Raw genomic sequence first — 19892 nt, 5'->3', positions numbered from 1 at the left:
ATATGAGCACCATTGACATTCTGTCGCCCTCCGGCGACAAGACCGGGACCGTCGAGCTCCCGGCCGAGATCTTCGAGGCCAAGATCAGCATCCCGCTGATCCACCAGGTCGTCGTCGCGCAGCTTGCGGCCGCCCGCCAGGGCACCCACAAGACCAAGACGCGTGGCGAGGTCCGCGGTGGTGGCAAGAAGCCGTACCGCCAGAAGGGCACCGGCCGCGCCCGTCAGGGTTCGACCCGCGCCCCGCAGTTCGCCGGTGGTGGCGTCGTGCACGGTCCCGTGCCGCGTGACTACTCGCAGCGGACCCCGAAGAAGATGAAGGCCGCCGCCCTCCGCGGTGCCCTCTCCGACCGGGCGAACCACTCCCGCATCCACGTCGTCTCCGGCGTGGTCGAGGGTGACATCTCCACCAAGGCCGCCAAGTCGCTGTTCGGCAAGATCTCGGAGCGCAAGAACCTGCTCCTGGTCGTCGAGCGTTCCGACGAGGCCGCGTGGCTGTCCGCCCGCAACCTGCCCCAGGTCCACATCCTGGAGCCGGGCCAGCTGAACACGTACGACGTGATGCGATCCGACGACGTGGTCTTCACCCAGGCCGCCCTCGAGTCCTTCGTGTCTGGCCCCAAGGCCGATGACAACGAGGGGAACGAAGCCTGATGGCCGAGATCACCAGCAAGACCTTCACGGACCCGCGCGACATCCTCGTCAAGCCGGTCGTCTCCGAGAAGAGCTACGCGCTGCTCGACGAGAACAAGTACACGTTCATCGTCGCGCCCACCGCCAACAAGACCCAGATCAAGCAGGCCGTCGAGGCGGTCTTCTCGGTCAAGGTCGCCGGGGTCAACACGATCAACCGCCAGGGCAAGCGCAAGCGCACCCGCACCGGTTTCGGCAAGCGCGCCAACACCAAGCGCGCCATCGTGACCCTTGCTGAGGGCAACCGAATCGACATCTTCGGCGGCCCGACCGCCTAACGGCGGTCGAGTCGTCCGATATCGGACGAGGACTGAGAAATGGGTATCCGCAAGTACAAGCCGACGACGCCGGGCCGCCGTGGCTCCTCCGTCGCCGACTTCGTCGAGATCACGCGGTCCACGCCGGAGAAGTCGCTGGTCCGCCCGCTGCACAGCAAGGGTGGCCGTAACAACACCGGTCGTGTGACCGTCCGTCACCAGGGCGGTGGCCACAAGCGCGCCTACCGTGTGATCGACTTCCGTCGTCACGACAAGGACGGCGTGCCGGCCAAGGTCGCTCACATCGAGTACGACCCCAACCGCACCGCGCGCATCGCGCTGCTCCACTACGCGGACGGCGAGAAGCGCTACATCATCGCCCCGCGTGGTCTCACGCAGGGCGACCGGGTGGAGAACGGCCCCACGGCCGACATCAAGCCCGGCAACAACCTGGCCCTCCGCAACATCCCGGTCGGTACCACGATCCACGCGATCGAGCTCCGTCCCGGCGGTGGCGCCAAGTTCGCCCGCTCCGCAGGTGCCTCCGTGCAGCTGCTCGCGAAGGAGGGCACGATGGCCCACCTCCGCATGCCTTCCGGCGAGATCCGTCTGGTCGACGCCCGCTGCCGCGCCACCATCGGCGAGGTCGGCAACGCCGAGCAGTCGAACATCAACTGGGGTAAGGCCGGCCGTAAGCGCTGGCTCGGCGTCCGCCCGACCGTTCGCGGTGTGGCGATGAACCCGGTTGACCACCCGCACGGTGGTGGTGAGGGCAAGACCTCCGGTGGTCGTCACCCGGTCTCCCCGTGGGGTCAGAAGGAGGGTCGTACTCGTTCGCCGAAGAAGGCTTCGAACAAGTACATCGTCCGCCGCCGCAAGACGAACAAGAAGCGCTAGGAGCGGGTTTAGATGCCGCGCAGTCTCAAGAAGGGGCCCTTCGTCGACGACCACCTCATCAAGAAGGTGGACGCCCAGAACGAAGCCGGCACCAAGAACGTCATCAAGACCTGGTCCCGTCGCTCCATGATCGTGCCGGCCATGCTCGGCCACACGCTCGCGGTGCACAACGGCAAGACCCACATCCCGGTGTTCGTCACCGAGTCGATGGTCGGCCACAAGCTCGGCGAGTTCTCGCCGACGCGCACCTTCCGGGGTCACGTCAAGGAAGACCGGAAGTCGAAGCGCCGCTAGTAGCGGATCGCATTCAGACACGTAAGTAACTGAGAGGGACAACCATGGAAGCCAGGGCCCAGGCGCGGTACATCCGCGTCACGCCCATGAAGGCCCGCCGCGTGGTGGACCTGATCCGTGGCATGGATGCCACGGAGGCTCAGGCTGTTCTGCGATTCGCTCCGCAGGCAGCCTCCGTGCCGGTCGGCAAGGTGCTCGACAGCGCCATTGCCAACGCCGCGCACAACTACGACCACACGGACGCCTCTTCGCTGTTCATCAGCGAGGCGTTCGTCGACGAGGGTCCGACCCTGAAGCGGTTCCGTCCGCGTGCCCAGGGCCGTGCCTACCGGATCCGCAAGCGGACCAGCCACATCACCGTGGTCGTCAGCAGCAAGGAAGGAACCCGGTAATGGGCCAGAAGGTAAACCCGCACGGGTTCCGGCTCGGCATCACCACCGACTTCAAGTCGCGTTGGTACGCCGACAAGCTGTACAAGGACTACGTCAAGGAAGACGTCGCCATCCGTCGGATGCTGACGTCCGGCATGGAGCGCGCCGGCATCTCGAAGGTTGAGATCGAGCGCACCCGTGACCGTGTCCGCGTGGACATCCACACCGCTCGCCCGGGCATTGTCATCGGTCGCCGTGGCGCCGAGGCCGACAAGATCCGCGGCCAGCTGGAGAAGCTGACCGGCAAGCAGGTTCAGCTGAACATCCTCGAGGTCAAGAACCCCGAGGTCGACGCTCAGCTGGTGGCCCAGGCCGTCGCCGAGCAGCTGTCCTCCCGCGTCTCCTTCCGTCGGGCCATGCGCAAGAGCATGCAGTCCGCCATGAAGGCCGGCGCCAAGGGCATCAAGATCCAGTGTGGTGGCCGTCTCGGCGGCGCCGAGATGTCCCGCTCGGAGTTCTACCGCGAGGGTCGTGTGCCGCTGCACACGCTGCGCGCGAACGTCGAGTACGGCTTCTTCGAGGCCAAGACGACCTTCGGCCGCATCGGCGTGAAGGTCTGGATCTACAAGGGCGACGTCAAGAACATCGCCGAGGTCCGCGCCGAGAACGCTGCCGCCCGTGCCGGCAACCGTCCGGCCCGTGGCGGCGCTGACCGCCCGGCCGGTCGCGGTGGCCGTGGTGGCGAGCGTGGCGGTCGCGGTCGCAAGCCGCAGCAGGCTCAGGCTGCCGAGGCCCCCAAGGCCGACGCTCCCGCCGCCGCTCCGGCTGCTGAGAGCACCGGAACGGAGGCCTGACCGAAATGCTGATCCCCCGTAGGGTCAAGCACCGCAAGCAGCACCACCCGAAGCGCAACGGTATGTCCAAGGGTGGCACGCAGGTTGCGTTCGGCGAGTACGGCATTCAGGCCCTCACCCCGGCCTACGTGACCAACCGCCAGATCGAGGCCGCGCGTATCGCGATGACCCGCCACATCAAGCGTGGCGGCAAGGTCTGGATCAACATCTACCCGGACCGCCCGCTCACGAAGAAGCCTGCCGAGACCCGCATGGGTTCCGGTAAGGGTTCCCCGGAGTGGTGGATCGCGAACGTCAAGCCCGGTCGGGTGATGTTCGAGCTGTCCTACCCGAACGAGAAGATCGCGCGTGAGGCTCTGACTCGTGCGGCTCACAAGCTGCCGATGAAGTGCAAGATCGTTAAGCGCGAGGCAGGTGAGCTGTGATGTCGGCCGGTACCAAGGCGTCCGAGCTGCGCGAGCTGGGCAACGAGGAGCTTGTCGCCAAGCTCCGCGAGGCCAAGGAAGAGCTGTTCAACCTCCGCTTCCAGGCGGCGACGGGCCAGCTCGAGAACCACGGTCGGCTCAAGTCCGTCCGTAAGGACATCGCCCGGATCTACACCCTGATGCGCGAGCGTGAGCTGGGCATCGAGACGGTGGAGAACGCCTGATGAGCGAGAACAACGTGACTGAGAAGACCGAGCGCAACGCCCGCAAGGTCCGTGAGGGCCTCGTCGTCAGCGACAAGATGGACAAGACCGTCGTCGTCGCTGTCGAGGACCGCGTCAAGCACGCGCTGTACGGCAAGGTCATCCGCCGTACGAACAAGCTCAAGGCTCACGACGAGCAGAACGCTGCCGGCGTCGGCGACCGCGTCCTCCTGATGGAGACCCGGAAGCTGTCGTCGACGAAGCACTGGCGCGTCATCGAGATCCTCGAGAAGGCCAAGTAATCCCTCCTAGGGGGACCCCCTAGGAACAGTTCCGCCAGGCTCGGCGGGGGTCCTGCTCACGCGGGACCCCCGCCGGGAACCGGCAGACAATCAGGAGATAGACGTGATCCAGCAGGAGTCGCGACTTCGCGTCGCCGACAACACTGGTGCCAAGGAGATCCTTTGCATCCGTGTTCTCGGTGGCTCGGGTCGCCGCTACGCGGGCATCGGTGACGTCATCGTCGCCACCGTCAAGGACGCGATCCCCGGTGGCAACGTGAAGAAGGGTGACGTCGTCAAGGCGGTCATCGTTCGCACCGTCAAGGAGCGCCGCCGCCAGGACGGCTCGTACATCCGCTTCGACGAGAACGCCGCTGTCATTCTCAAGAACGACGGCGACCCTCGTGGCACCCGTATCTTCGGCCCGGTGGGCCGTGAGCTGCGCGAGAAGAAGTTCATGAAGATCATCTCGCTCGCGCCGGAGGTGCTGTAAGCATGAAGATCAAGAAGGGCGACCTGGTCCAGGTCATCACCGGTAAGGACAAGGGCAAGCAGGGCAAGGTCATCACGGCCTTCCCCCGCGAGAACCGCGTCCTCGTCGAGGGTGTCAACCGGGTCAAGAAGCACACCAAGGCCGGCCCGAACCAGGCCGGCGGCATCGTGACGACCGAGGCTCCGGTCCACGTCTCCAACGTCCAGCTGGTCGTGGAGAAGGACGGCAAGAAGGTCGTCACGCGTGTCGGTTTCCGCTTCGACGACGAGGGCAACAAGATCCGCGTTGCCAAGCGGACGGGTGAGGACATCTGATGGCTACCACCACTCCGCGTCTCAAGACGAAGTACCGCGAGGAGATCGCGGGCAAGCTGCGTGACGAGTTCAAGTACGAGAACGTCATGCAGATCCCCGGCCTCGTGAAGATCGTGGTCAACATGGGTGTCGGCGACGCCGCCCGTGACTCGAAGCTGATCGACGGTGCGATCCGCGATCTCACCACGATCACCGGTCAGAAGCCGGCCGTCACCAAGGCCCGCAAGTCCATCGCGCAGTTCAAGCTGCGTGAGGGTCAGCCGATCGGTGCCCACGTCACGCTCCGTGGCGACCGCATGTGGGAGTTCCTGGACCGCACCCTGTCGCTCGCGCTGCCGCGCATCCGCGACTTCCGCGGCCTGTCCCCGAAGCAGTTCGACGGCCGTGGCAACTACACCTTCGGTCTCACGGAGCAGGTCATGTTCCACGAGATCGACCAGGACAAGATCGACCGCGTCCGGGGTATGGACATCACCGTGGTCACCACGGCGACCAACGACGACGAGGGCCGTGCCCTTCTGCGTCACCTCGGCTTCCCGTTCAAGGAGGCGTAAGCGAGATGGCGAAGAAGGCTCTTATCGCGAAGGCTGCCCGCAAGCCCAAGTTCGGTGTGCGTGCGTACACCCGCTGCCAGCGCTGCGGCCGTCCTCACTCCGTGTACCGCAAGTTCGGCCTCTGCCGCGTGTGCCTTCGTGAGATGGCTCACCGTGGCGAGCTGCCGGGCGTGACCAAGAGCTCCTGGTAATTCCCCCTCGCCCGTAGGGCGTTAGGGAACCACAGGAGTCTCTCGGTAAGCATTGGGTTGGCGGAGGTCCATCCCCACATGGCTTAGGCTGGTGGGGTTGGGCGTCCGCCGCCCGTACGACTTACTACGCCGTAGGTCCCCGCACCGCACCCGTCCCGCCTCTGTGTGGGGAGAGGGATGGCGCATACAGGAAACCCCGGCGAGAGAGGCCGAAGGCCAATTCATGACCATGACTGATCCCATCGCAGACATGCTCACGCGTCTGCGTAACGCGAACTCGGCGTACCACGACACCGTGGCGATGCCGCACAGCAAGATCAAGTCTCACATCGCGGAAATCCTCCAGCAGGAGGGCTTCATCACGGGCTGGAAGGTCGAGGACGCCGAGGTCGGCAAGAACCTCGTCCTCGAGCTCAAGTTCGGTCCGAACCGTGAGCGCTCCATCGCGGGCATCAAGCGGATCTCGAAGCCGGGCCTCCGGGTTTACGCGAAGTCCACCAACCTGCCGAAGGTCCTCGGCGGCCTGGGCGTGGCGATCATCTCCACGTCCCACGGTCTCCTGACCGGCCAGCAGGCAGGCAAGAAGGGCGTAGGTGGGGAAGTCCTCGCCTACGTCTGGTAGTCGGGAACGGAGGAATAGCTAATGTCGCGTATTGGCAAGCTGCCTATCCAGGTTCCCGCCGGCGTGGACGTCACCATCGAGGGCCGCACGGTCACGGTCAAGGGTTCCAAGGGCACCCTGACCCACACCGTCGCCGCGCCGATCGAGATCGTTAAGGGCGAGGAGGGCGTTCTCAACGTCACCCGTCCGAACGACGAGCGTCAGAACAAGGCCCTTCACGGCCTGTCCCGCACGCTGGTGGCCAACATGATCACCGGTGTGACCCAGGGTTACGTCAAGGCGCTCGAGATCAGCGGTGTCGGTTACCGCGTGGCCGCGAAGGGCTCCGCTCTGGAGTTCCAGCTCGGTTACAGCCACCCGATCCTGGTCGAGGCGCCCGAGGGCATCTCGTTCAAGGTCGAGTCGCCGACCAAGTTCGCGGTCGAGGGCATCGACAAGCAGAAGGTCGGCGAGGTCGCCGCCAACATCCGCAAGCTTCGCAAGCCCGACCCGTACAAGGCCAAGGGCGTGAAGTACGCGGGCGAGGTCATCCGCCGCAAGGTCGGAAAGGCTGGTAAGTAAGCCATGGCATACGGTGTGAAGATCGCCAAGGGCGACGCTTACAAGCGCGCTGCCAAGGCGCGCCGTCACCTGCGCATCCGCAAGAACGTGTCGGGTACGGCGGAGCGTCCGCGCCTCGTCGTGACGCGTTCCAACCGCGGTATCACCGCTCAGGTCATCGACGACCTCAAGGGTCACACCCTGGCGTCGGCGTCGAACCTGGACGCGTCGATCCGTGGCGGCGAGGGTGACAAGTCCGCGCAGGCCAAGCAGGTCGGTGCCCTGGTCGCTGAGCGCGCCAAGGCCGCCGGCGTCGAGGCCGTCGTGTTCGACCGTGGTGGCAACAGGTACGCCGGGCGCATTGCCGCTCTGGCTGACGCCGCCCGCGAAGCCGGGCTGAAGTTCTAAGCCCCGGTTCCGGGACTAACGGACGTAACAGAGAGAGGTAATCCAATGGCTGGACCCCAGCGCCGCGGCAGCGGTGCCGGTGGCGGCGAGCGGCGGGACCGGAAGGGCCGCGACGGTGGCGCTGCCGCCGCCGAGAAGACCGCGTACGTTGAGCGCGTAGTCGCGATCAACCGCGTCGCCAAGGTTGTCAAGGGTGGTCGTCGTTTCAGCTTCACCGCGCTGGTCGTGGTGGGCGACGGTGACGGCACCGTGGGTGTCGGTTACGGCAAGGCCAAGGAGGTGCCGGCCGCCATCGCCAAGGGTGTTGAGGAGGCCAAGAAGCACTTCTTCAAGGTCCCCCGTATCCAGGGCACCATCCCGCACCCGATCCAGGGTGAGAAGGCCGCGGGCGTCGTCCTGCTCAAGCCGGCTTCCCCCGGTACCGGTGTTATCGCCGGTGGCCCGGTGCGCGCCGTGCTCGAGTGCGCCGGCGTTCACGACATCCTGTCGAAGTCGCTCGGCTCCGACAACGCGATCAACATCGTGCACGCGACCGTGGCGGCCCTCAAGGGCCTGCAGCGTCCCGAGGAGATCGCGGCCCGCCGCGGTCTGCCCCTCGAGGACGTCGCCCCCGCGGCTCTGCTTCGTGCGCGTGCGGGAGCGGGTGCGTAATGGCTCGCCTCAAGATCACGCAGACGAAGTCGTACATCGGTAGCAAGCAGAACCACCGTGACACCCTGCGTTCGCTCGGGCTCAAGCGCCTGAACGACGTGGTCGTCAAGGAGGACCGCCCCGAGTTCCGCGGAATGGTGCACACCGTCCGCCACCTCGTGACGGTTGAGGAGGTCGACTGATCATGGCGGAGAACAACCCGCTCAAGATCCACAACCTCCGTCCCGCCCCGGGCGCCAAGACCGCGAAGACCCGTGTCGGTCGTGGTGAGGGCTCGAAGGGTAAGACGGCCGGTCGTGGTACGAAGGGCACGAAGGCCCGTTACCAGGTTCCGGAGCGCTTCGAGGGTGGCCAGATGCCGCTCCACATGCGTCTCCCGAAGCTGAAGGGCTTCAAGAACCCCTTCCGCACCGAGTACCAGGTCGTGAACCTGGACAAGCTGGCCGCGCTCTACCCGCAGGGTGGCGAGGTCACGGTGGCCGATCTGGTCGCCAAGGGTGCGGTTCGCAAGAACCAGCTCGTCAAGGTCCTGGGCCAGGGCGAGGTCTCCGTGGCGCTGCAGGTGACGGTCGACGCCGTCTCCGGCTCCGCCAAGGAGAAGATCGCCGCCGCCGGCGGCACCGTCACCGAGCTCGTCTGAGACGACTCGATGGCCTGAACATCCGACCGGGGATGCCTCTCAAAAGGGGCATCCCCGGTTGGTCGTTCCTAGGGGGCCATGGTCGCCGGTAAGGTGGCGTCCACTGTCTAGAGTGCGTGCGGTATGCCCGCGGGTGCTCCGGACTGACCACTCATAGTCGAACCTCAAGACCGTCACCTCTGACGCACGTGCGCGGGGGTCGCAGGAGGCACCGTGCTCACCGCGTTCGCCCGGGCGTTCAAGACGCCCGACCTGCGCAAGAAGCTGCTCTTCACGCTCGGCATCATCGTGCTGTACCGGCTCGGGGCGCACATCCCCGTCCCCGGCGTCAGCTACGAGGCCGTCCAGCAGTGTGTGGATCAGGCGAGCCAGGGCAACAACAGCCTGTTCGGCCTGGTCAACATGTTCAGTGGCGGGGCGCTGCTGCAGATCACCATCTTCGCGCTCGGCATCATGCCGTACATCACGGCGAGCATCATCCTGCAGCTGCTGACCGTCGTGATCCCGCGCCTGGAAGCCCTGAAGAAGGAAGGCCAGTCCGGCACCGCCAAGATCACGCAGTACACGCGTTATCTGACGGTCGCCCTCGCCATCCTGCAGGGCACCGGCCTCGTCGCCACCGCCCGCACCGGCGCGCTCTTCAGCGGTTGCACGGTTGCGAACCAGGTCGTTCCCGACCAGTCGATCTTCACCACCGCCACCATGGTCATCACCATGACCGCGGGTACCGGTGTCGTCATGTGGCTCGGTGAGCTCATCACCGACCGCGGCATCGGCAACGGCATGTCGATCCTCATGTTCATCTCGATCGCCGCCGGCTTCCCCGGCGCCCTGTGGGCCATCAAGGAGAGCGGCAAGCTCGCCAAGGGCTGGATCGAGTTCGGCACCGTCATCCTCGTTGGCTTCGTGATGGTGGCCCTCGTCGTCTTCGTCGAGCAGGCCCAGCGCCGCATTCCGGTGCAGTACGCGAAGCGCATGATCGGCCGCAGGTCGTACGGCGGTACGTCCACTTACATCCCGTTGAAGGTGAACCAGGCAGGTGTGATTCCTGTCATCTTCGCGTCGTCGCTGCTCTACATCCCGGCCCTGGTCGCGCAGTTCTCGAACTCGACCGCCGGCTGGAAAACCTGGATCGAAGCCCACTTCGTCAAGGGTGACCACCCCTACTACATCGCCGCGTACTTCCTTCTGATCGTGTTCTTCGCCTTCTTCTACGTGGCGATCTCGTTCAACCCCGAGGAAGTCGCCGACAACATGAAGAAGTATGGTGGCTTCATCCCGGGTATCCGGGCTGGTCGACCTACTGCCGAGTATCTGAGCTACGTGCTCAACCGGATCACTTGGCCGGGCTCGCTGTATCTGGGTCTGATCGCTCTTGTGCCGACGATGGCGTTGGCGGGCTTCGGCGGTGCCAATGCCAACTTCCCCTTCGGCGGGACGAGCATCCTCATCATCGTGGGTGTGGGCCTTGAGACCGTGAAGCAGATCGAGAGCCAGCTCCAGCAGCGCAATTACGAAGGGTTCCTCCGCTGATGCGAATCGTCCTCGTCGGACCGCCCGGGGCCGGCAAGGGAACGCAGGCCGCGTTCCTTGCCAAGAACCTGGACATCCCGCACATCTCCACGGGCGACCTGTTCCGTGCCAACATCTCGCAGGGCACGGAGCTGGGCCTCAAGGCGAAGTCCTACATGGACGCCGGTGACCTCGTCCCGGACGAGGTGACCATCGGGATGGCCAAGGACCGCATGGAGCAGGACGACGCCGTCAACGGCTTCCTGCTCGACGGGTTCCCGCGCAACGTGGCCCAGGCCGAGGCTCTGGATGTGGTTCTCAAGGCTGAGGACATGCAGCTGGACGCGGTGCTGGACCTCGAGGTCCCCGAGGACGAGGTCGTGAAGCGGATCGCGGGTCGCCGCGTCTGCCGTAACGACTCCTCGCACGTCTTCCACGTGCAGTACAACGCCCCGAAGTCCGCGGGCGTGTGCGACACCTGCGGTGGCGAGCTGTTCCAGCGTCCGGACGACTCCGAGGAGACCGTCCGCCGGCGCCTGGAGGTCTACCACACGCAGACCGAGCCGATCATCGACTACTACCGGGCGCAGAACCTGGTCGTGACGATCTCGGCGCTCGGCAAGGTGGACGAGGTCACCGCCAAGGCGATGGCCGCGCTGAAGAAGTAACCCCCTGGTTCGTTCGACACGGCCGCGGTGCCCTTCGGGGGCGCCGCGGCCGTATCGTTGTTCCGACCCGTGTACGCGCAGAGGAAAGGCCCCCACCACGATGGTGCAGATCAAGACCCCCGAGCAGATCGCGAAGATGCGCGAGGCGGGGCTGGTCGTCGCGGCCATCCACGCGGCGACCCGTGAGGCCGCCGTGCCGGGGGCCACGACGAAGGACCTGGACGAGGTCGCCCGCAAGGTGATCGCCGACCACGGCGCGAAGTCGAACTTCCTCGGGTACGGCGGCTTCCCCGCGACGATCTGCACCTCGGCCAACGAGGTCGTGGTCCACGGCATCCCGGACGAGAAGACCGTCCTCAAGGACGGCGACATCATCTCCATCGACGCCGGCGCGATCGTGGACGGCTGGCACGGCGACGCCGCGTTCACGGCCTTCGTCGGCACCGGGCACGCGCCGGAGCTGATCGAGCTCTCCCGGGTGACCGAGGAGTCGATGTGGGCCGGCATCGCCGCGATGCGGGTGGGCGCGCGACTGGTCGACGTGTCGAAGGCCATCGAGACGTACATCAAGCGCCAGCCGCGCCCGGCCGTGGGCGACCACAGCCTCGGCCGTTACGGGATCATCGAGGACTACGGCGGCCACGGCATCGGCACCGAGATGCACATGGACCCGCACCTGCTGAACTATGTCTCCCGCAAGCGCGGCAAGGGCCCGAAGCTGGTCCCCGGCTTCTGCCTGGCCATCGAGCCGATGGTCTCCCTGGGTACCCCGCGCACCGAGGTGCTCGCCGACGACTGGACGGTCATCACGACCGACGGCACCTGGTCCTCGCACTGGGAGCACAGCGTCGCTCTGACGGAGGAGGGCCCCCTGGTCCTCACCGCCGTCGACGGCGGCAGGGCCAAGCTGGCGGAGTTGGGCGTCACGGCGGCGCCGGACCCGCTGGCGTAGGGCCCGCCGGTCCCACCGTCACCGCGCGCGGGCGCCCGTATGCCCGCTGCGTAACGATCTTCTCCGTTGGGCAGACTTCCCGATTCGTCTTTTCGTGGGGCCTGACGTAGACTGATGCGTCGGCTCTCGTGTACCCGTGTGTCCGCACACGGCGGCGAGAGTCGATCAAGGTAGCCGATTCGAAAGGCGAAGCGTGGCCAAGAAGCAAGGTGCCATCGAAATCGAGGGCACCGTGATCGAGTCCCTCCCGAACGCCATGTTCAAGGTGGAGCTCCAGAACGGTCACAAGGTCCTCGCGCACATCTCCGGCAAGATGCGGATGCACTACATCCGAATCCTTCCGGACGACCGGGTCGTGGTGGAGCTCTCTCCCTACGACCTGACGCGTGGCCGGATCGTCTACCGGTACAAGTAGATCTTGCCCGCACCCCGCCTTCGCGCGCGGGTGGTGGCACTGACCCGGAGAACCTCACATCCCATGAAGGTCAAGCCGAGCGTCAAGAAGATCTGCGACAAGTGCAAGGTGATCCGCCGTCACGGCCGGGTCATGGTCATCTGCGACAACCTGCGCCACAAGCAGCGCCAGGGCTGACGCACGCCGACCGACCTGCATCTCCGCAGTTCTTCGCGCGACGCATAGCAACACGTACATCAGCAGAGTCCGCCCAGCCCGTCAGGGTCGGCGACACCTCCGGCGGGGGCCGGGGACCCGGTTCGTACCTCGTACGGCGGCCGGGATCGACTTTGTGGCAGACCCCCGAACACACAGGAGCCATTGAATGGCACGCGTTTCCGGTGTTGACATCCCGCGCGAAAAGCGTGTGGTGGTCGCACTCACCTACGTCTTCGGTATCGGGCGCACCCGGTCCGAGGAGATCCTCGCCGCGACCGGCGTGAACCCGTCCACCCGTGTCCGCGACCTTGCCGAGGAAGACCTCGTCAAGATCCGCGAGTACGTGGACGCCAACCTCCAGACCGAGGGTGACCTCCGTCGCGAGATCGCCGCCGACATCCGCCGCAAGGTCGAGATCGGCTGCTACCAGGGTCTCCGTCACCGCCGTGGCCTGCCGGTCCGCGGTCAGCGCACCAGCACGAACGCCCGTACCCGCAAGGGCCCGCGTCGCGCCATCGCCGGCAAGAAGAAGCCGGGCAAGAAGTAGTCCACAGCGGACGCTTGACCACACGGTCTTCGCTGTAGGACCGACCACCTCCCGTAGGAGTTATAGATGCCCCCCAAGGGTCGTCAGGGCGCTGCCAAGAAGGTGCGCCGCAAGGAAAAGAAGAACGTCGCTCACGGCCACGCGCACATCAAGAGCACGTTCAACAACACGATCGTCTCGATCACGGACCCCTCGGGCAACGTGATCTCCTGGGCCTCCGCCGGCCACGTCGGCTTCAAGGGCTCGCGCAAGTCCACCCCCTTCGCCGCGCAGATGGCCGCCGAGTCGGCCGCCCGCCGCGCGCAGGAGCACGGCATGCGCAAGGTCGACGTCTTCGTCAAGGGTCCGGGCTCCGGCCGCGAGACCGCGATCCGCTCCCTCCAGGCCACCGGCCTCGAGGTCGGCTCGATCCAGGACGTCACCCCCACCCCGCACAACGGCTGCCGTCCGCCGAAGCGGCGTCGCGTCTGACCCAGGTGCCGTCGCACTCGGGTTGATGTGGGATTTCGGGCGACATGCCCCCCTCGCGGGGGGCGTGTCGCCCGTACCCTTGCAGTACACGTACTGCATCAACCACCGGGTTCCGCCCCCGGTGGCCGTCGGGCGTCAAATAGTGGGCGTCCACGACTGAAGGAAACGAAGACATGCTTATCGCTCAGCGTCCGTCGCTGACCGAAGAGGTCGTCGACGAGTTCCGCTCCCGGTTCGTCATCGAGCCGCTGGAGCCGGGCTTCGGCTACACCCTCGGCAACTCGCTCCGCCGTACCCTCCTCTCCTCGATCCCGGGCGCCGCTGTCACCAGCATCCGGATCGACGGTGTCCTGCACGAGTTCACCACCGTGCCGGGCGTCAAGGAGGACGTCACCGACCTCATCCTGAACATCAAGCAGCTGGTCGTCTCCTCGGAGCACGACGAGCCGGTCGTGATGTACCTGCGCAAGCAGGGCCCGGGTCTGGTCACCGCCGCCGACATCGCGCCCCCGGCCGGTGTCGAGGTGCACAACCCCGACCTCGTGCTCGCCACGCTGAACGGCAAGGGCAAGCTGGAGATGGAGCTGACCGTCGAGCGCGGTCGCGGCTACGTCTCCGCCGTCCAGAACAAGCAGGTGGGCCAGGAGATCGGCCGTATCCCGGTCGACTCCATCTACAGCCCCGTGCTGAAGGTCACTTACAAGGTCGAGGCGACCCGAGTCGAGCAGCGCACCGACTTCGACAAGCTCATCGTCGACGTCGAGACCAAGCAGGCCATGCGTCCGCGTGACGCCATGGCGTCGGCCGGCAAGACCCTGGTCGAGCTGTTCGGTCTGGCCCGCGAGCTCAACATCGACGCCGAGGGCATCGACATGGGCCCGTCCCCGACGGACGCCGCCCTGGCCGCCGACCTGGCGCTGCCGATCGAGGAGCTCGAGCTCACCGTTCGGTCGTACAACTGCCTCAAGCGCGAGGGCATCCACTCCGTGGGTGAGCTCGTGGCGCGTTCCGAGGCCGACCTGCTCGACATCCGCAACTTCGGTGCGAAGTCGATCGACGAGGTCAAGGCGAAGCTGGCCGGCATGGGCCTGGCCCTCAAGGACAGCCCGCCCGGATTCGACCCGACCGCCGCCGCCGACGCCTTCGGCGCCGACGACGACGCGGACGCGGGCTTCGTCGAGACCGAGCAGTACTAAGAGCTCGGACCTCACGGTCCGTACCCGGGCGCGGGTGTGCTGCGCGTGATCGCGCACGCACGGCGGAGTCGCCGGTCGACTCCGCACCGCGCCCCTTCCGGACGCGCCCCTCGGGGCTCGTCCGGATCTCCGACAGGCGACCGCCTGCTCGGATACTGACCCCGGTACCTCATACGGCCGGGGCAGACACCTAGGAGAATCACCATGCCGCGTCCCGCGAAGGGTGCCCGCCTCGGCGGTTCCGCCGCTCACGAGAAGCTGCTGCTCGCCAACCTGGCGAAGTCGCTGTTCGAGCACGGCCGCATCACGACGACCGAGGCCAAGGCCCGTCGCCTGCGTCCCGTCGCCGAGCGCCTGATCACCAAGGCGAAGAAGGGCGACATCCACAACCGTCGCCTGGTGCTGCAGACGATCACCGACAAGGGCATCGTCCACACCCTCTTCACCGAGATCGCCCCGCGCTACTCCGAGCGCCCGGGTGGCTACACCCGTATCACCAAGATCGGCAACCGTCGTGGCGACAACGCCCCGATGGCCGTGATCGAGCTGGTCGAGGGCGAGATCGCCAAGAAGGCGACCGTCGCCGAGGCCGAGGCCGCCACCAAGCGTGCCGTCAAGGAGGCCGACGAGGCCCCCAAGGCCGAGGAGACCACCGAGGACGCGCAGGACGCCTGAGCGTTCTGACGATCTCGTGGCCGGGCCCGCACCCCTCGGGGTGCGGGCCCGTTCCGCGTGTTTGAGAGGATTTACGGCGTGAGTGATGACGTGCAGCCCGGGTTCGTACGCGTACGGCTCGACCTTTCGTACGACGGCAGGGACTTCTCCGGCTGGGCCAAGCAGGCCCGGGGCCAGCGCACCGTCCAGGGCGAGATCGAGTCGGCCCTGCGGACCGTCACCCGCTCCCAGGAGACGTTCGAGCTGACCGTCGCGGGCCGCACCGACGCCGGGGTGCACGCCCGCGGCCAGGTCGCGCACGTCGACCTGCCCGTCGCCCTGTGGGAGGAGCACCGCGAGAAGCTGCTCAGGCGGCTCGCCGGGCGCCTCTCGCACGACGTGCGGGTCTGGAGGCTCACCGAGGCACCCGCGGGCTTCAACGCCCGGTTCTCGGCCATCTGGCGCCGGTACGCGTACCGGGTGACGGACCACCCCGGCGGCGTCGACCCGCTGCTGCGCGGACATGTCCTGTGGCACGACTGGACGCTCGACATGGACGCCATGAACGCCGCCGCCGAGCGGCTCGTCGGCGAGCACGACTTCGCCGCCTACTGCAAGAAGCGCGAGGGCGCCACGACCATCCGCACGCTCCAGGAGCTGCGCTGGGAGCGCCGGCCCGACGGCATCCTGGAGGCCACGGTCAAGGCCGACGCCTTCTGCCACAACATGGTCCGCTCGCTCGTCGGCGCGCTGCTGTTCGTCGGCGACGGACACCGCCCGGTCGAGTGGCCGGGCAAGGTGCTGGCCGCGGGCGTGCGGGACTCGGCCGTGCACGTCGTCCGGCCGCACGGCCTCACCCTCGAAGAGGTCGGCTACCCGGCCGACGACCAGCTCGCCGCGCGCAGCAGGGAGGCGCGCAACAAGCGGTCACTCCCCGGGAGCGCCGGCTGCTGCTGAGGCCTGGGCGCGGCCGCGGGCGTAGATCTGGTTGAAGGCGAAGGTGCCCAGGTCGTCGGCGGTCTGGAAGGCCGGCTTGTCGCCGGTCGTGACCTTCTTGCCGTCGGTGTGGCCGGTCTGGGTCAGGTAGACGTAGCGGCCGATGGAGTTGGTGCGCCGCAGGCAGACCGTCTTGTGGCAGAAGTCGCCGACGCCCGCGCCGGTGAGCGGTGCGATGCCCCCGCTCGCCTGCTTCTTCGCCTTGAGCGCCTGCTCGTCGGTCGGGAAGACGGCGACGCCGACGGTGACGGCGACGCCGTCCTTCACGTACGTGGCGCGGATCACGCGCGTGCAGCCGTTGCTCTTCAGGACGGAGCCGAGGCCGCCCTGGGTGACGGCCACGCAGTCGTTGGTGGAGGAGGTCGCGCCCTTCTGGTACGGGCGGCCGCTCATGGTCAGCTTCTTGCCCGGGAAGAGGCCCTCGGCGCTCAGCGGTGCCTTGTCCTTCTTCGCGTCGGAGATGAAGTCCATCGGGTTCGGCGGCGGCAGCGGGGCGACCGAGGAGAAGCTCGGGGCCGGGCTCGCGGTGTCCGTGGGGGCGGCCGATCCGGTCGGGGTGACCTCGCCGTTCCTGGCCTCGTCGTTCTTCTTGTCGGTGACGACGATCGCGGTGGCGACGGCCGCGCCCACCAGGAGCGCGGCGACGGCCGCGCCGCCGATCACCAGCCGGCGCTTGCGCTTGTCACGGCTGGCCGAGGCGTCGGCGAGGGCGCCCCAGTCGGGGGTCTGCGCGCTGCCCTGCGCGCCGGGGAACGGGTTCGCCTGCGCCTGTCCGTACGGCGGCTGTTGCGCGTACGGCTGCTGCGGCTGCCCGTACGGCTGCTGTCCCTGTCCCTGCCCCTGGCCCTGCTGCGGCCACTGCGGTCCCCCGAAGCTCATGCCGCGCATCCTAATCCGCTTGGGATCACGGGGCTGCAGCGGTGACAATGCCCCTCATGGGACATGTCGAGGCCGCACACCTGGAGTACTACCTTCCGGACGGGAGGGTCCTGCTCGGGGACGCCTCCTTCCGGGTCGGCGAGGGCGCCGTGGTCGCCCTGGTCGGCGCCAACGGCGCCGGCAAGACGACCCTGCTCCGGCTGATCTCCGGGGAGCTGCAGCCGCACGGCGGCACCGTCACCGTGAGCGGGGGCCTCGGCGTCATGCCGCAGTTCGTCGGCTCCGTACGGGACGAATCCACGGTCCGTGACCTGCTCGTCTCGGTCGCCCCGGCGCGCATCCGCACCGCCGCGAAGGCCGTCGACGAGGCCGAGCACCGGATCCTGACGGTCGACGACGAGGCCGCGCAGATGGCGTACGCGCAGGCCCTCAGCGACTGGGCCGAGGTGCAGGGGTACGAGTTCGAGACCCTGTGGGACATGTGCACGACGGCCGCGATGGGCGTTCCGTACGACAAGGCGCAGTTCCGGGAGGTGCGCACGCTCAGCGGCGGCGAGCAGAAGCGGCTGGTCCTGGAGTACCTGCTGCGCGGTGGCGACGAGGTGCTGCTCCTCGACGAGCCGGACAACTACCTGGACGTCCCCGGCAAGCGCTGGCTGGAGGAGCGGCTGCGGGAGACCCGCAAGACGGTGCTCTTCATCTCCCACGACCGGGAGCTGCTCTCCCGGGCCGCGCAGAAGATCGTGGCGGTGGAGCCCGGCCCGGCCGGGTCCGACGTGTGGGTGCACGGCGGCGGTTTCGACACCTTCCACGACGCGCGCAGGGAGCGCTTCGCCCGCTTCGAGGAGCTGAAGCGCCGCTGGGAGGAGAAGCACGCCCAGCTGAAGAAGCTGGTGGTCAACCTGCGGCAGGCGGCCGCGGTCAGCCACGAGATGGCCTCGCGGTACGCGGCGGCGCAGACCCGTCTGCGGAAGTTCGAGGAGGCGGGCCCGCCGCCGGAGCCGCCGCGCGAGCAGGAGATCCGGATGCGGCTGCGCGGCGGACGGACCGGCGTGCGGGCGGTGACCTGCGAGAACCTGGAGCTGACCGGCCTGATGAAGCCGTTCTCGCTGGAGGTCTTCTACGGGGAGCGGGTCGCCGTCCTCGGCTCCAACGGCTCCGGCAAGTCGCACTTCCTGCGGCTGCTCGCCGGCGACCCCTCGGTGGCCCACACGGGCCTGTGGAAGCTGGGTGCCCGGGTCGTACCGGGGCACTTCGCGCAGACCCACGCCCACCCGGAGCTCTTCGGCCGCTCCCTCGTGGACATCCTGTGGACGGAGCACGCCAAGGACCGAGGGGCCGCGATGTCGATGCTGCGGCGCTACGAGCTGGAGCGCCAGGGCGACCAGGCCTTCGAGAAGCTCTCCGGCGGCCAGCAGGCCCGCTTCCAGATCCTCCTCCTGGAGCTGGCCGGCACGACCGCGCTGCTGCTGGACGAGCCGACGGACAACCTGGACCTGGAGTCGGCCGAGGCGCTCCAGGACGGCCTGGAGTCGTACGAGGGAACGGTGCTGGCCGTGACCCACGACCGCTGGTTCGCGAAGAGCTTCGACCGGTACCTGGTCTTCGGCTCGGACGGGGTGGTCCGCGAGACGCAGGAGCCTGTCTGGGACGAGCGCCGGGTCGAGCGGGCCCGCTGAGGGGCCGCGGGGCCGCTCACGGGACCAGCACCAGGCGGCCGCGCAGGCCGCCGTCCGCCAGGCGCCGGTGCGCCCGGGCCGCCTCCGCGAGGGGGAGCGTGCCGGCCAGGCGCGGGGTGAGGGTGCCCGCGTCGGCGAGGGCCGCCAGGCGGGCCAGGCCGGCCGGGTCGGCGCGGACCCAGACCGGGACGACCCGGATGCCCCGCAGGGGGTACGGGGCGCCGCCCGCGACCAAGGCCGCGAAGGCGCCCCCGGTGCGGACCGCGTCCAGGGCGGCGGCCCCGAGGACGGCGCCGTCCAGGGCCGCGGCCACGCCGCCGGGGACCAGCCCCCGGACCGCCTCGCCGAGCCGCGGGACGTCGGCGGGCACGAAGAGCTCGGCGCCCAGGCCGCGTACCGGCGCCTCGTCGCCGGGGCGGGCCGTCGCCACCACCCGCAGGCCGCGCGCGGCGGCCAGCTGTACGGCGTACCCGCCGACCGCCCCCGCCGCGCCCGTGACCAGGACCGTCTCCCCGGCGGGCAGGTCCAGCGCGTCCAGGGCCTGGAGGGCGGTGAGCCCGGCCAGCGGCAGCGTCGCGGCGGACGCCGGAGCGAGCCCGGCGGGAGCCGCAGCCACCGCCCGCGCGTCCAGGACCACGAACTCCGCCTGGGTGCCCAGCGGCACGTCCAGGCGGTCGTTCATGCCGATGACGCGATCGCCGGGTGCGAACCCGGTCACCCCGGGGCCGGTCTCCTCGACGACCCCGGCGACGTCCCAGCCGAGGCCGGTGCGGCCGTGGCCGGCCATCAGGCCGGCCTCCGCGAGGACGCCCGCGCGGGTCGCGAGGTCGACCGGGTGGACGGTGGCGGCCTCGACCCTGATCCTCACCCTTCCGGGTCCCGTCGCGGGGACCGGGACCTCGGCGATCCGCAGGACCTCGGGGCCGCCGAAGGAGTCGATGACGAGAGCACGCATGGGCCGGGACCTTTCCCTGGGGGAGCGGTGGTGCCGCTGACTCCACGAACCTAGGGAGAGCTACTCTCCGTGGGGAAGTACGT

Annotated in this window: 32 protein-coding genes; 30 read left to right on the top strand and 2 right to left on the bottom strand. The window is 68.0% G+C overall.

The genetic code is table 11. The features are described 5' to 3' along the window. Positions 1–2 precede the first annotated feature (2 nt). The 29 genes from rplD to truA all read left to right on the top strand — a co-directional run bounded on the left by rplD (position 3) and on the right by truA (position 16257). Positions 3–653: a 50S ribosomal protein L4 gene (gene rplD / locus ACIRQF_RS20835; protein WP_376635398.1), complete on the top strand. Its 651-nt coding sequence runs from the start codon at positions 3–5 to the stop codon at positions 651–653. Then, positions 653–970, top strand: coding sequence for a 50S ribosomal protein L23 (gene rplW, locus ACIRQF_RS20830; protein WP_282694359.1), 318 nt, complete (start codon positions 653–655; stop codon positions 968–970). The genes rplD and rplW overlap by 1 nt, the downstream gene beginning before the upstream one ends. A 39-nt stretch (positions 971–1009) precedes the next feature. Further along, complete coding sequence (rplB, locus tag ACIRQF_RS20825; protein ID WP_376635400.1) at positions 1010–1846, top strand: 50S ribosomal protein L2; 837 nt, start codon at positions 1010–1012, stop codon at positions 1844–1846. A 12-nt stretch (positions 1847–1858) separates the two neighbouring features. Continuing rightward, positions 1859–2140, top strand: coding sequence for a 30S ribosomal protein S19 (rpsS, locus tag ACIRQF_RS20820; RefSeq protein ID WP_023547380.1), 282 nt, complete (start codon positions 1859–1861; stop codon positions 2138–2140). A gap of 44 nt (positions 2141–2184) precedes the next feature. Then, a complete protein-coding gene (gene rplV / locus ACIRQF_RS20815) occupies positions 2185–2532 on the top strand; it encodes a 50S ribosomal protein L22 (protein ID WP_030359020.1) in 348 nt (115 codons plus the stop codon). Then, positions 2532–3365, top strand: coding sequence for a 30S ribosomal protein S3 (gene rpsC / locus ACIRQF_RS20810; protein ID WP_365337568.1), 834 nt, complete (start codon positions 2532–2534; stop codon positions 3363–3365). The genes rplV and rpsC overlap by 1 nt, the downstream gene beginning before the upstream one ends. Positions 3366–3370: 5 nt before the next feature. After that, positions 3371–3790 carry a 50S ribosomal protein L16 gene (gene rplP / locus ACIRQF_RS20805; protein WP_030494257.1) on the top strand — a complete coding sequence of 140 codons (420 nt, stop codon included), beginning with the start codon at positions 3371–3373 and terminating at the stop codon, positions 3788–3790. Next, positions 3790–4014 carry a 50S ribosomal protein L29 gene (gene rpmC / locus ACIRQF_RS20800; protein WP_128985131.1) on the top strand — a complete coding sequence of 75 codons (225 nt, stop codon included), beginning with the start codon at positions 3790–3792 and terminating at the stop codon, positions 4012–4014. Before rplP ends, rpmC begins: the two co-directional genes overlap by 1 nt. Further along, positions 4014–4295 (top strand): 30S ribosomal protein S17, encoded by a 282-nt coding sequence (rpsQ, locus tag ACIRQF_RS20795; protein ID WP_376635403.1) that lies wholly within the window; start codon positions 4014–4016, stop codon positions 4293–4295. The genes rpmC and rpsQ overlap by 1 nt, the downstream gene beginning before the upstream one ends. Before the next feature lie 103 nt (positions 4296–4398). Continuing rightward, a complete protein-coding gene (gene rplN, locus ACIRQF_RS20790) occupies positions 4399–4767 on the top strand; it encodes a 50S ribosomal protein L14 (protein WP_003956455.1) in 369 nt (122 codons plus the stop codon). Between the two features lie 2 nt (positions 4768–4769). Then, positions 4770–5081 carry a 50S ribosomal protein L24 gene (rplX, locus tag ACIRQF_RS20785; protein WP_376635405.1) on the top strand — a complete coding sequence of 104 codons (312 nt, stop codon included), beginning with the start codon at positions 4770–4772 and terminating at the stop codon, positions 5079–5081. Beyond that, positions 5078–5635, top strand: a complete 558-nt coding sequence (gene rplE, locus ACIRQF_RS20780) for a 50S ribosomal protein L5 (protein ID WP_123454681.1) — start codon at positions 5078–5080, stop codon at positions 5633–5635. Before rplX ends, rplE begins: the two co-directional genes overlap by 4 nt. A gap of 5 nt (positions 5636–5640) precedes the next feature. Beyond that, on the top strand, positions 5641–5826 hold the full coding sequence (locus tag ACIRQF_RS20775) for a type Z 30S ribosomal protein S14 (protein ID WP_003956452.1): 186 nt from the start codon (positions 5641–5643) through the stop codon (positions 5824–5826). Between the two features lie 223 nt (positions 5827–6049). Beyond that, positions 6050–6448, top strand: a complete 399-nt coding sequence (gene rpsH / locus ACIRQF_RS20770; RefSeq protein WP_018528360.1) for a 30S ribosomal protein S8 — start codon at positions 6050–6052, stop codon at positions 6446–6448. A 21-nt stretch (positions 6449–6469) separates the two neighbouring features. After that, a complete protein-coding gene (gene rplF / locus ACIRQF_RS20765) occupies positions 6470–7009 on the top strand; it encodes a 50S ribosomal protein L6 (RefSeq protein WP_376635407.1) in 540 nt (179 codons plus the stop codon). 3 nt (positions 7010–7012) lie between these two features. Beyond that, positions 7013–7396 (top strand): 50S ribosomal protein L18, encoded by a 384-nt coding sequence (rplR, locus tag ACIRQF_RS20760; RefSeq protein WP_376635409.1) that lies wholly within the window; start codon positions 7013–7015, stop codon positions 7394–7396. Positions 7397–7441: 45 nt separating this feature from the next. After that, positions 7442–8047, top strand: a complete 606-nt coding sequence (gene rpsE, locus ACIRQF_RS20755; RefSeq protein ID WP_005313527.1) for a 30S ribosomal protein S5 — start codon at positions 7442–7444, stop codon at positions 8045–8047. Then, complete coding sequence (gene rpmD / locus ACIRQF_RS20750; RefSeq protein WP_005313525.1) at positions 8047–8229, top strand: 50S ribosomal protein L30; 183 nt, start codon at positions 8047–8049, stop codon at positions 8227–8229. The genes rpsE and rpmD overlap by 1 nt, the downstream gene beginning before the upstream one ends. A gap of 2 nt (positions 8230–8231) precedes the next feature. Then, entirely contained in the window at positions 8232–8687 is a 456-nt protein-coding gene (gene rplO, locus ACIRQF_RS20745) for a 50S ribosomal protein L15 (protein WP_365337577.1), read from the top strand. 213 nt (positions 8688–8900) lie between these two features. Then, positions 8901–10220 (top strand): preprotein translocase subunit SecY, encoded by a 1320-nt coding sequence (gene secY, locus ACIRQF_RS20740; RefSeq protein ID WP_376635411.1) that lies wholly within the window; start codon positions 8901–8903, stop codon positions 10218–10220. Further along, the gene (locus tag ACIRQF_RS20735; protein ID WP_376635413.1) at positions 10220–10867 is read left to right on the top strand and encodes an adenylate kinase; all 648 of its coding nucleotides are present in this window, start codon (positions 10220–10222) and stop codon (positions 10865–10867) included. The genes secY and ACIRQF_RS20735 overlap by 1 nt, the downstream gene beginning before the upstream one ends. A gap of 100 nt (positions 10868–10967) precedes the next feature. Next, entirely contained in the window at positions 10968–11819 is an 852-nt protein-coding gene (gene map, locus ACIRQF_RS20730; RefSeq protein ID WP_382478556.1) for a type I methionyl aminopeptidase, read from the top strand. A gap of 193 nt (positions 11820–12012) precedes the next feature. After that, a complete protein-coding gene (gene infA, locus ACIRQF_RS20725) occupies positions 12013–12234 on the top strand; it encodes a translation initiation factor IF-1 (RefSeq protein ID WP_003956442.1) in 222 nt (73 codons plus the stop codon). Positions 12235–12297: 63 nt separating this feature from the next. After that, positions 12298–12411: a 50S ribosomal protein L36 gene (gene rpmJ, locus ACIRQF_RS20720; RefSeq protein WP_003956441.1), complete on the top strand. Its 114-nt coding sequence runs from the start codon at positions 12298–12300 to the stop codon at positions 12409–12411. 187 nt (positions 12412–12598) lie between these two features. Continuing rightward, complete coding sequence (gene rpsM, locus ACIRQF_RS20715; protein ID WP_015035595.1) at positions 12599–12979, top strand: 30S ribosomal protein S13; 381 nt, start codon at positions 12599–12601, stop codon at positions 12977–12979. A 66-nt stretch (positions 12980–13045) separates the two neighbouring features. Further along, positions 13046–13450 carry a 30S ribosomal protein S11 gene (rpsK, locus tag ACIRQF_RS20710; protein WP_003956432.1) on the top strand — a complete coding sequence of 135 codons (405 nt, stop codon included), beginning with the start codon at positions 13046–13048 and terminating at the stop codon, positions 13448–13450. Positions 13451–13623: 173 nt separating this feature from the next. Next, complete coding sequence (locus ACIRQF_RS20705; protein ID WP_003966937.1) at positions 13624–14646, top strand: DNA-directed RNA polymerase subunit alpha; 1023 nt, start codon at positions 13624–13626, stop codon at positions 14644–14646. 204 nt (positions 14647–14850) lie between these two features. Then, the gene (gene rplQ / locus ACIRQF_RS20700) at positions 14851–15321 is read left to right on the top strand and encodes a 50S ribosomal protein L17 (RefSeq protein ID WP_376635417.1); all 471 of its coding nucleotides are present in this window, start codon (positions 14851–14853) and stop codon (positions 15319–15321) included. Positions 15322–15399: 78 nt separating this feature from the next. Continuing rightward, positions 15400–16257: a tRNA pseudouridine(38-40) synthase TruA gene (truA, locus tag ACIRQF_RS20695; protein WP_376635419.1), complete on the top strand. Its 858-nt coding sequence runs from the start codon at positions 15400–15402 to the stop codon at positions 16255–16257. Here truA and ACIRQF_RS20690 read toward each other — a convergent pair. After that, positions 16228–17175, bottom strand: coding sequence for a hypothetical protein (locus tag ACIRQF_RS20690; protein ID WP_404093913.1), 948 nt, complete (start codon positions 17173–17175; stop codon positions 16228–16230). The genes truA and ACIRQF_RS20690 overlap by 30 nt on opposite strands. 56 nt (positions 17176–17231) lie before the next feature. Here ACIRQF_RS20690 and ACIRQF_RS20685 point away from each other — a divergent pair, with 56 nt between their 5' ends. Beyond that, positions 17232–18854: an ABC-F family ATP-binding cassette domain-containing protein gene (locus tag ACIRQF_RS20685; RefSeq protein ID WP_404093910.1), complete on the top strand. Its 1623-nt coding sequence runs from the start codon at positions 17232–17234 to the stop codon at positions 18852–18854. Between the two features lie 16 nt (positions 18855–18870). Here the strand turns inward: ACIRQF_RS20685 and ACIRQF_RS20680 are convergent, their stop codons facing one another. Beyond that, a complete protein-coding gene (locus tag ACIRQF_RS20680) occupies positions 18871–19809 on the bottom strand; it encodes an NADP-dependent oxidoreductase (protein ID WP_376635425.1) in 939 nt (312 codons plus the stop codon). Between the last annotated feature and the right edge of the window lie 83 nt (positions 19810–19892).

Origin of the sequence: Streptomyces sp. NPDC101191, from assembly GCF_044767915.1 — a bacterium.
Classification (GTDB): Bacteria; Actinomycetota; Actinomycetes; order Streptomycetales; family Streptomycetaceae; genus Streptomyces.
This window is presented reverse-complemented; position numbering and strand designations above follow the sequence as displayed.

Excerpts from the sequence above, each read along its gene's own strand:
- rplD (WP_376635398.1), top strand. The coding sequence starts at position 3 with ATGAGCACCATTGACATTCTGTCGCCCTCCGGCGACAAGACCGGGACC.
- rplW (WP_282694359.1), top strand. The coding sequence starts at position 653 with ATGGCCGAGATCACCAGCAAGACCTTCACGGACCCGCGCGACATCCTC.
- rplB (WP_376635400.1), top strand. The coding sequence starts at position 1,010 with ATGGGTATCCGCAAGTACAAGCCGACGACGCCGGGCCGCCGTGGCTCC.
- rpsS (WP_023547380.1), top strand. The coding sequence starts at position 1,859 with ATGCCGCGCAGTCTCAAGAAGGGGCCCTTCGTCGACGACCACCTCATC.
- rplV (WP_030359020.1), top strand. The coding sequence starts at position 2,185 with ATGGAAGCCAGGGCCCAGGCGCGGTACATCCGCGTCACGCCCATGAAG.
- rpsC (WP_365337568.1), top strand. The coding sequence starts at position 2,532 with ATGGGCCAGAAGGTAAACCCGCACGGGTTCCGGCTCGGCATCACCACC.
- rplP (WP_030494257.1), top strand. The coding sequence starts at position 3,371 with ATGCTGATCCCCCGTAGGGTCAAGCACCGCAAGCAGCACCACCCGAAG.
- rpmC (WP_128985131.1), top strand. The coding sequence starts at position 3,790 with ATGTCGGCCGGTACCAAGGCGTCCGAGCTGCGCGAGCTGGGCAACGAG.
- rpsQ (WP_376635403.1), top strand. The coding sequence starts at position 4,014 with ATGAGCGAGAACAACGTGACTGAGAAGACCGAGCGCAACGCCCGCAAG.
- rplX (WP_376635405.1), top strand. The coding sequence starts at position 4,770 with ATGAAGATCAAGAAGGGCGACCTGGTCCAGGTCATCACCGGTAAGGAC.
- ACIRQF_RS20775 (WP_003956452.1), top strand. The coding sequence starts at position 5,641 with ATGGCGAAGAAGGCTCTTATCGCGAAGGCTGCCCGCAAGCCCAAGTTC.
- rpsH (WP_018528360.1), top strand. The coding sequence starts at position 6,050 with ATGACCATGACTGATCCCATCGCAGACATGCTCACGCGTCTGCGTAAC.
- rplF (WP_376635407.1), top strand. The coding sequence starts at position 6,470 with ATGTCGCGTATTGGCAAGCTGCCTATCCAGGTTCCCGCCGGCGTGGAC.
- rplR (WP_376635409.1), top strand. The coding sequence starts at position 7,013 with ATGGCATACGGTGTGAAGATCGCCAAGGGCGACGCTTACAAGCGCGCT.
- rpsE (WP_005313527.1), top strand. The coding sequence starts at position 7,442 with ATGGCTGGACCCCAGCGCCGCGGCAGCGGTGCCGGTGGCGGCGAGCGG.
- rpmD (WP_005313525.1), top strand. The coding sequence starts at position 8,047 with ATGGCTCGCCTCAAGATCACGCAGACGAAGTCGTACATCGGTAGCAAG.
- rplO (WP_365337577.1), top strand. The coding sequence starts at position 8,232 with ATGGCGGAGAACAACCCGCTCAAGATCCACAACCTCCGTCCCGCCCCG.
- ACIRQF_RS20735 (WP_376635413.1), top strand. The coding sequence starts at position 10,220 with ATGCGAATCGTCCTCGTCGGACCGCCCGGGGCCGGCAAGGGAACGCAG.
- map (WP_382478556.1), top strand. The coding sequence starts at position 10,968 with ATGGTGCAGATCAAGACCCCCGAGCAGATCGCGAAGATGCGCGAGGCG.
- rpmJ (WP_003956441.1), top strand. The coding sequence starts at position 12,298 with ATGAAGGTCAAGCCGAGCGTCAAGAAGATCTGCGACAAGTGCAAGGTG.
- rpsM (WP_015035595.1), top strand. The coding sequence starts at position 12,599 with ATGGCACGCGTTTCCGGTGTTGACATCCCGCGCGAAAAGCGTGTGGTG.
- rpsK (WP_003956432.1), top strand. The coding sequence starts at position 13,046 with ATGCCCCCCAAGGGTCGTCAGGGCGCTGCCAAGAAGGTGCGCCGCAAG.
- ACIRQF_RS20705 (WP_003966937.1), top strand. The coding sequence starts at position 13,624 with ATGCTTATCGCTCAGCGTCCGTCGCTGACCGAAGAGGTCGTCGACGAG.
- rplQ (WP_376635417.1), top strand. The coding sequence starts at position 14,851 with ATGCCGCGTCCCGCGAAGGGTGCCCGCCTCGGCGGTTCCGCCGCTCAC.
- ACIRQF_RS20690 (WP_404093913.1), bottom strand. The coding sequence starts at position 17,175 with ATGAGCTTCGGGGGACCGCAGTGGCCGCAGCAGGGCCAGGGGCAGGGA.
- ACIRQF_RS20685 (WP_404093910.1), top strand. The coding sequence starts at position 17,232 with ATGGGACATGTCGAGGCCGCACACCTGGAGTACTACCTTCCGGACGGG.
- ACIRQF_RS20680 (WP_376635425.1), bottom strand. The coding sequence starts at position 19,809 with ATGCGTGCTCTCGTCATCGACTCCTTCGGCGGCCCCGAGGTCCTGCGG.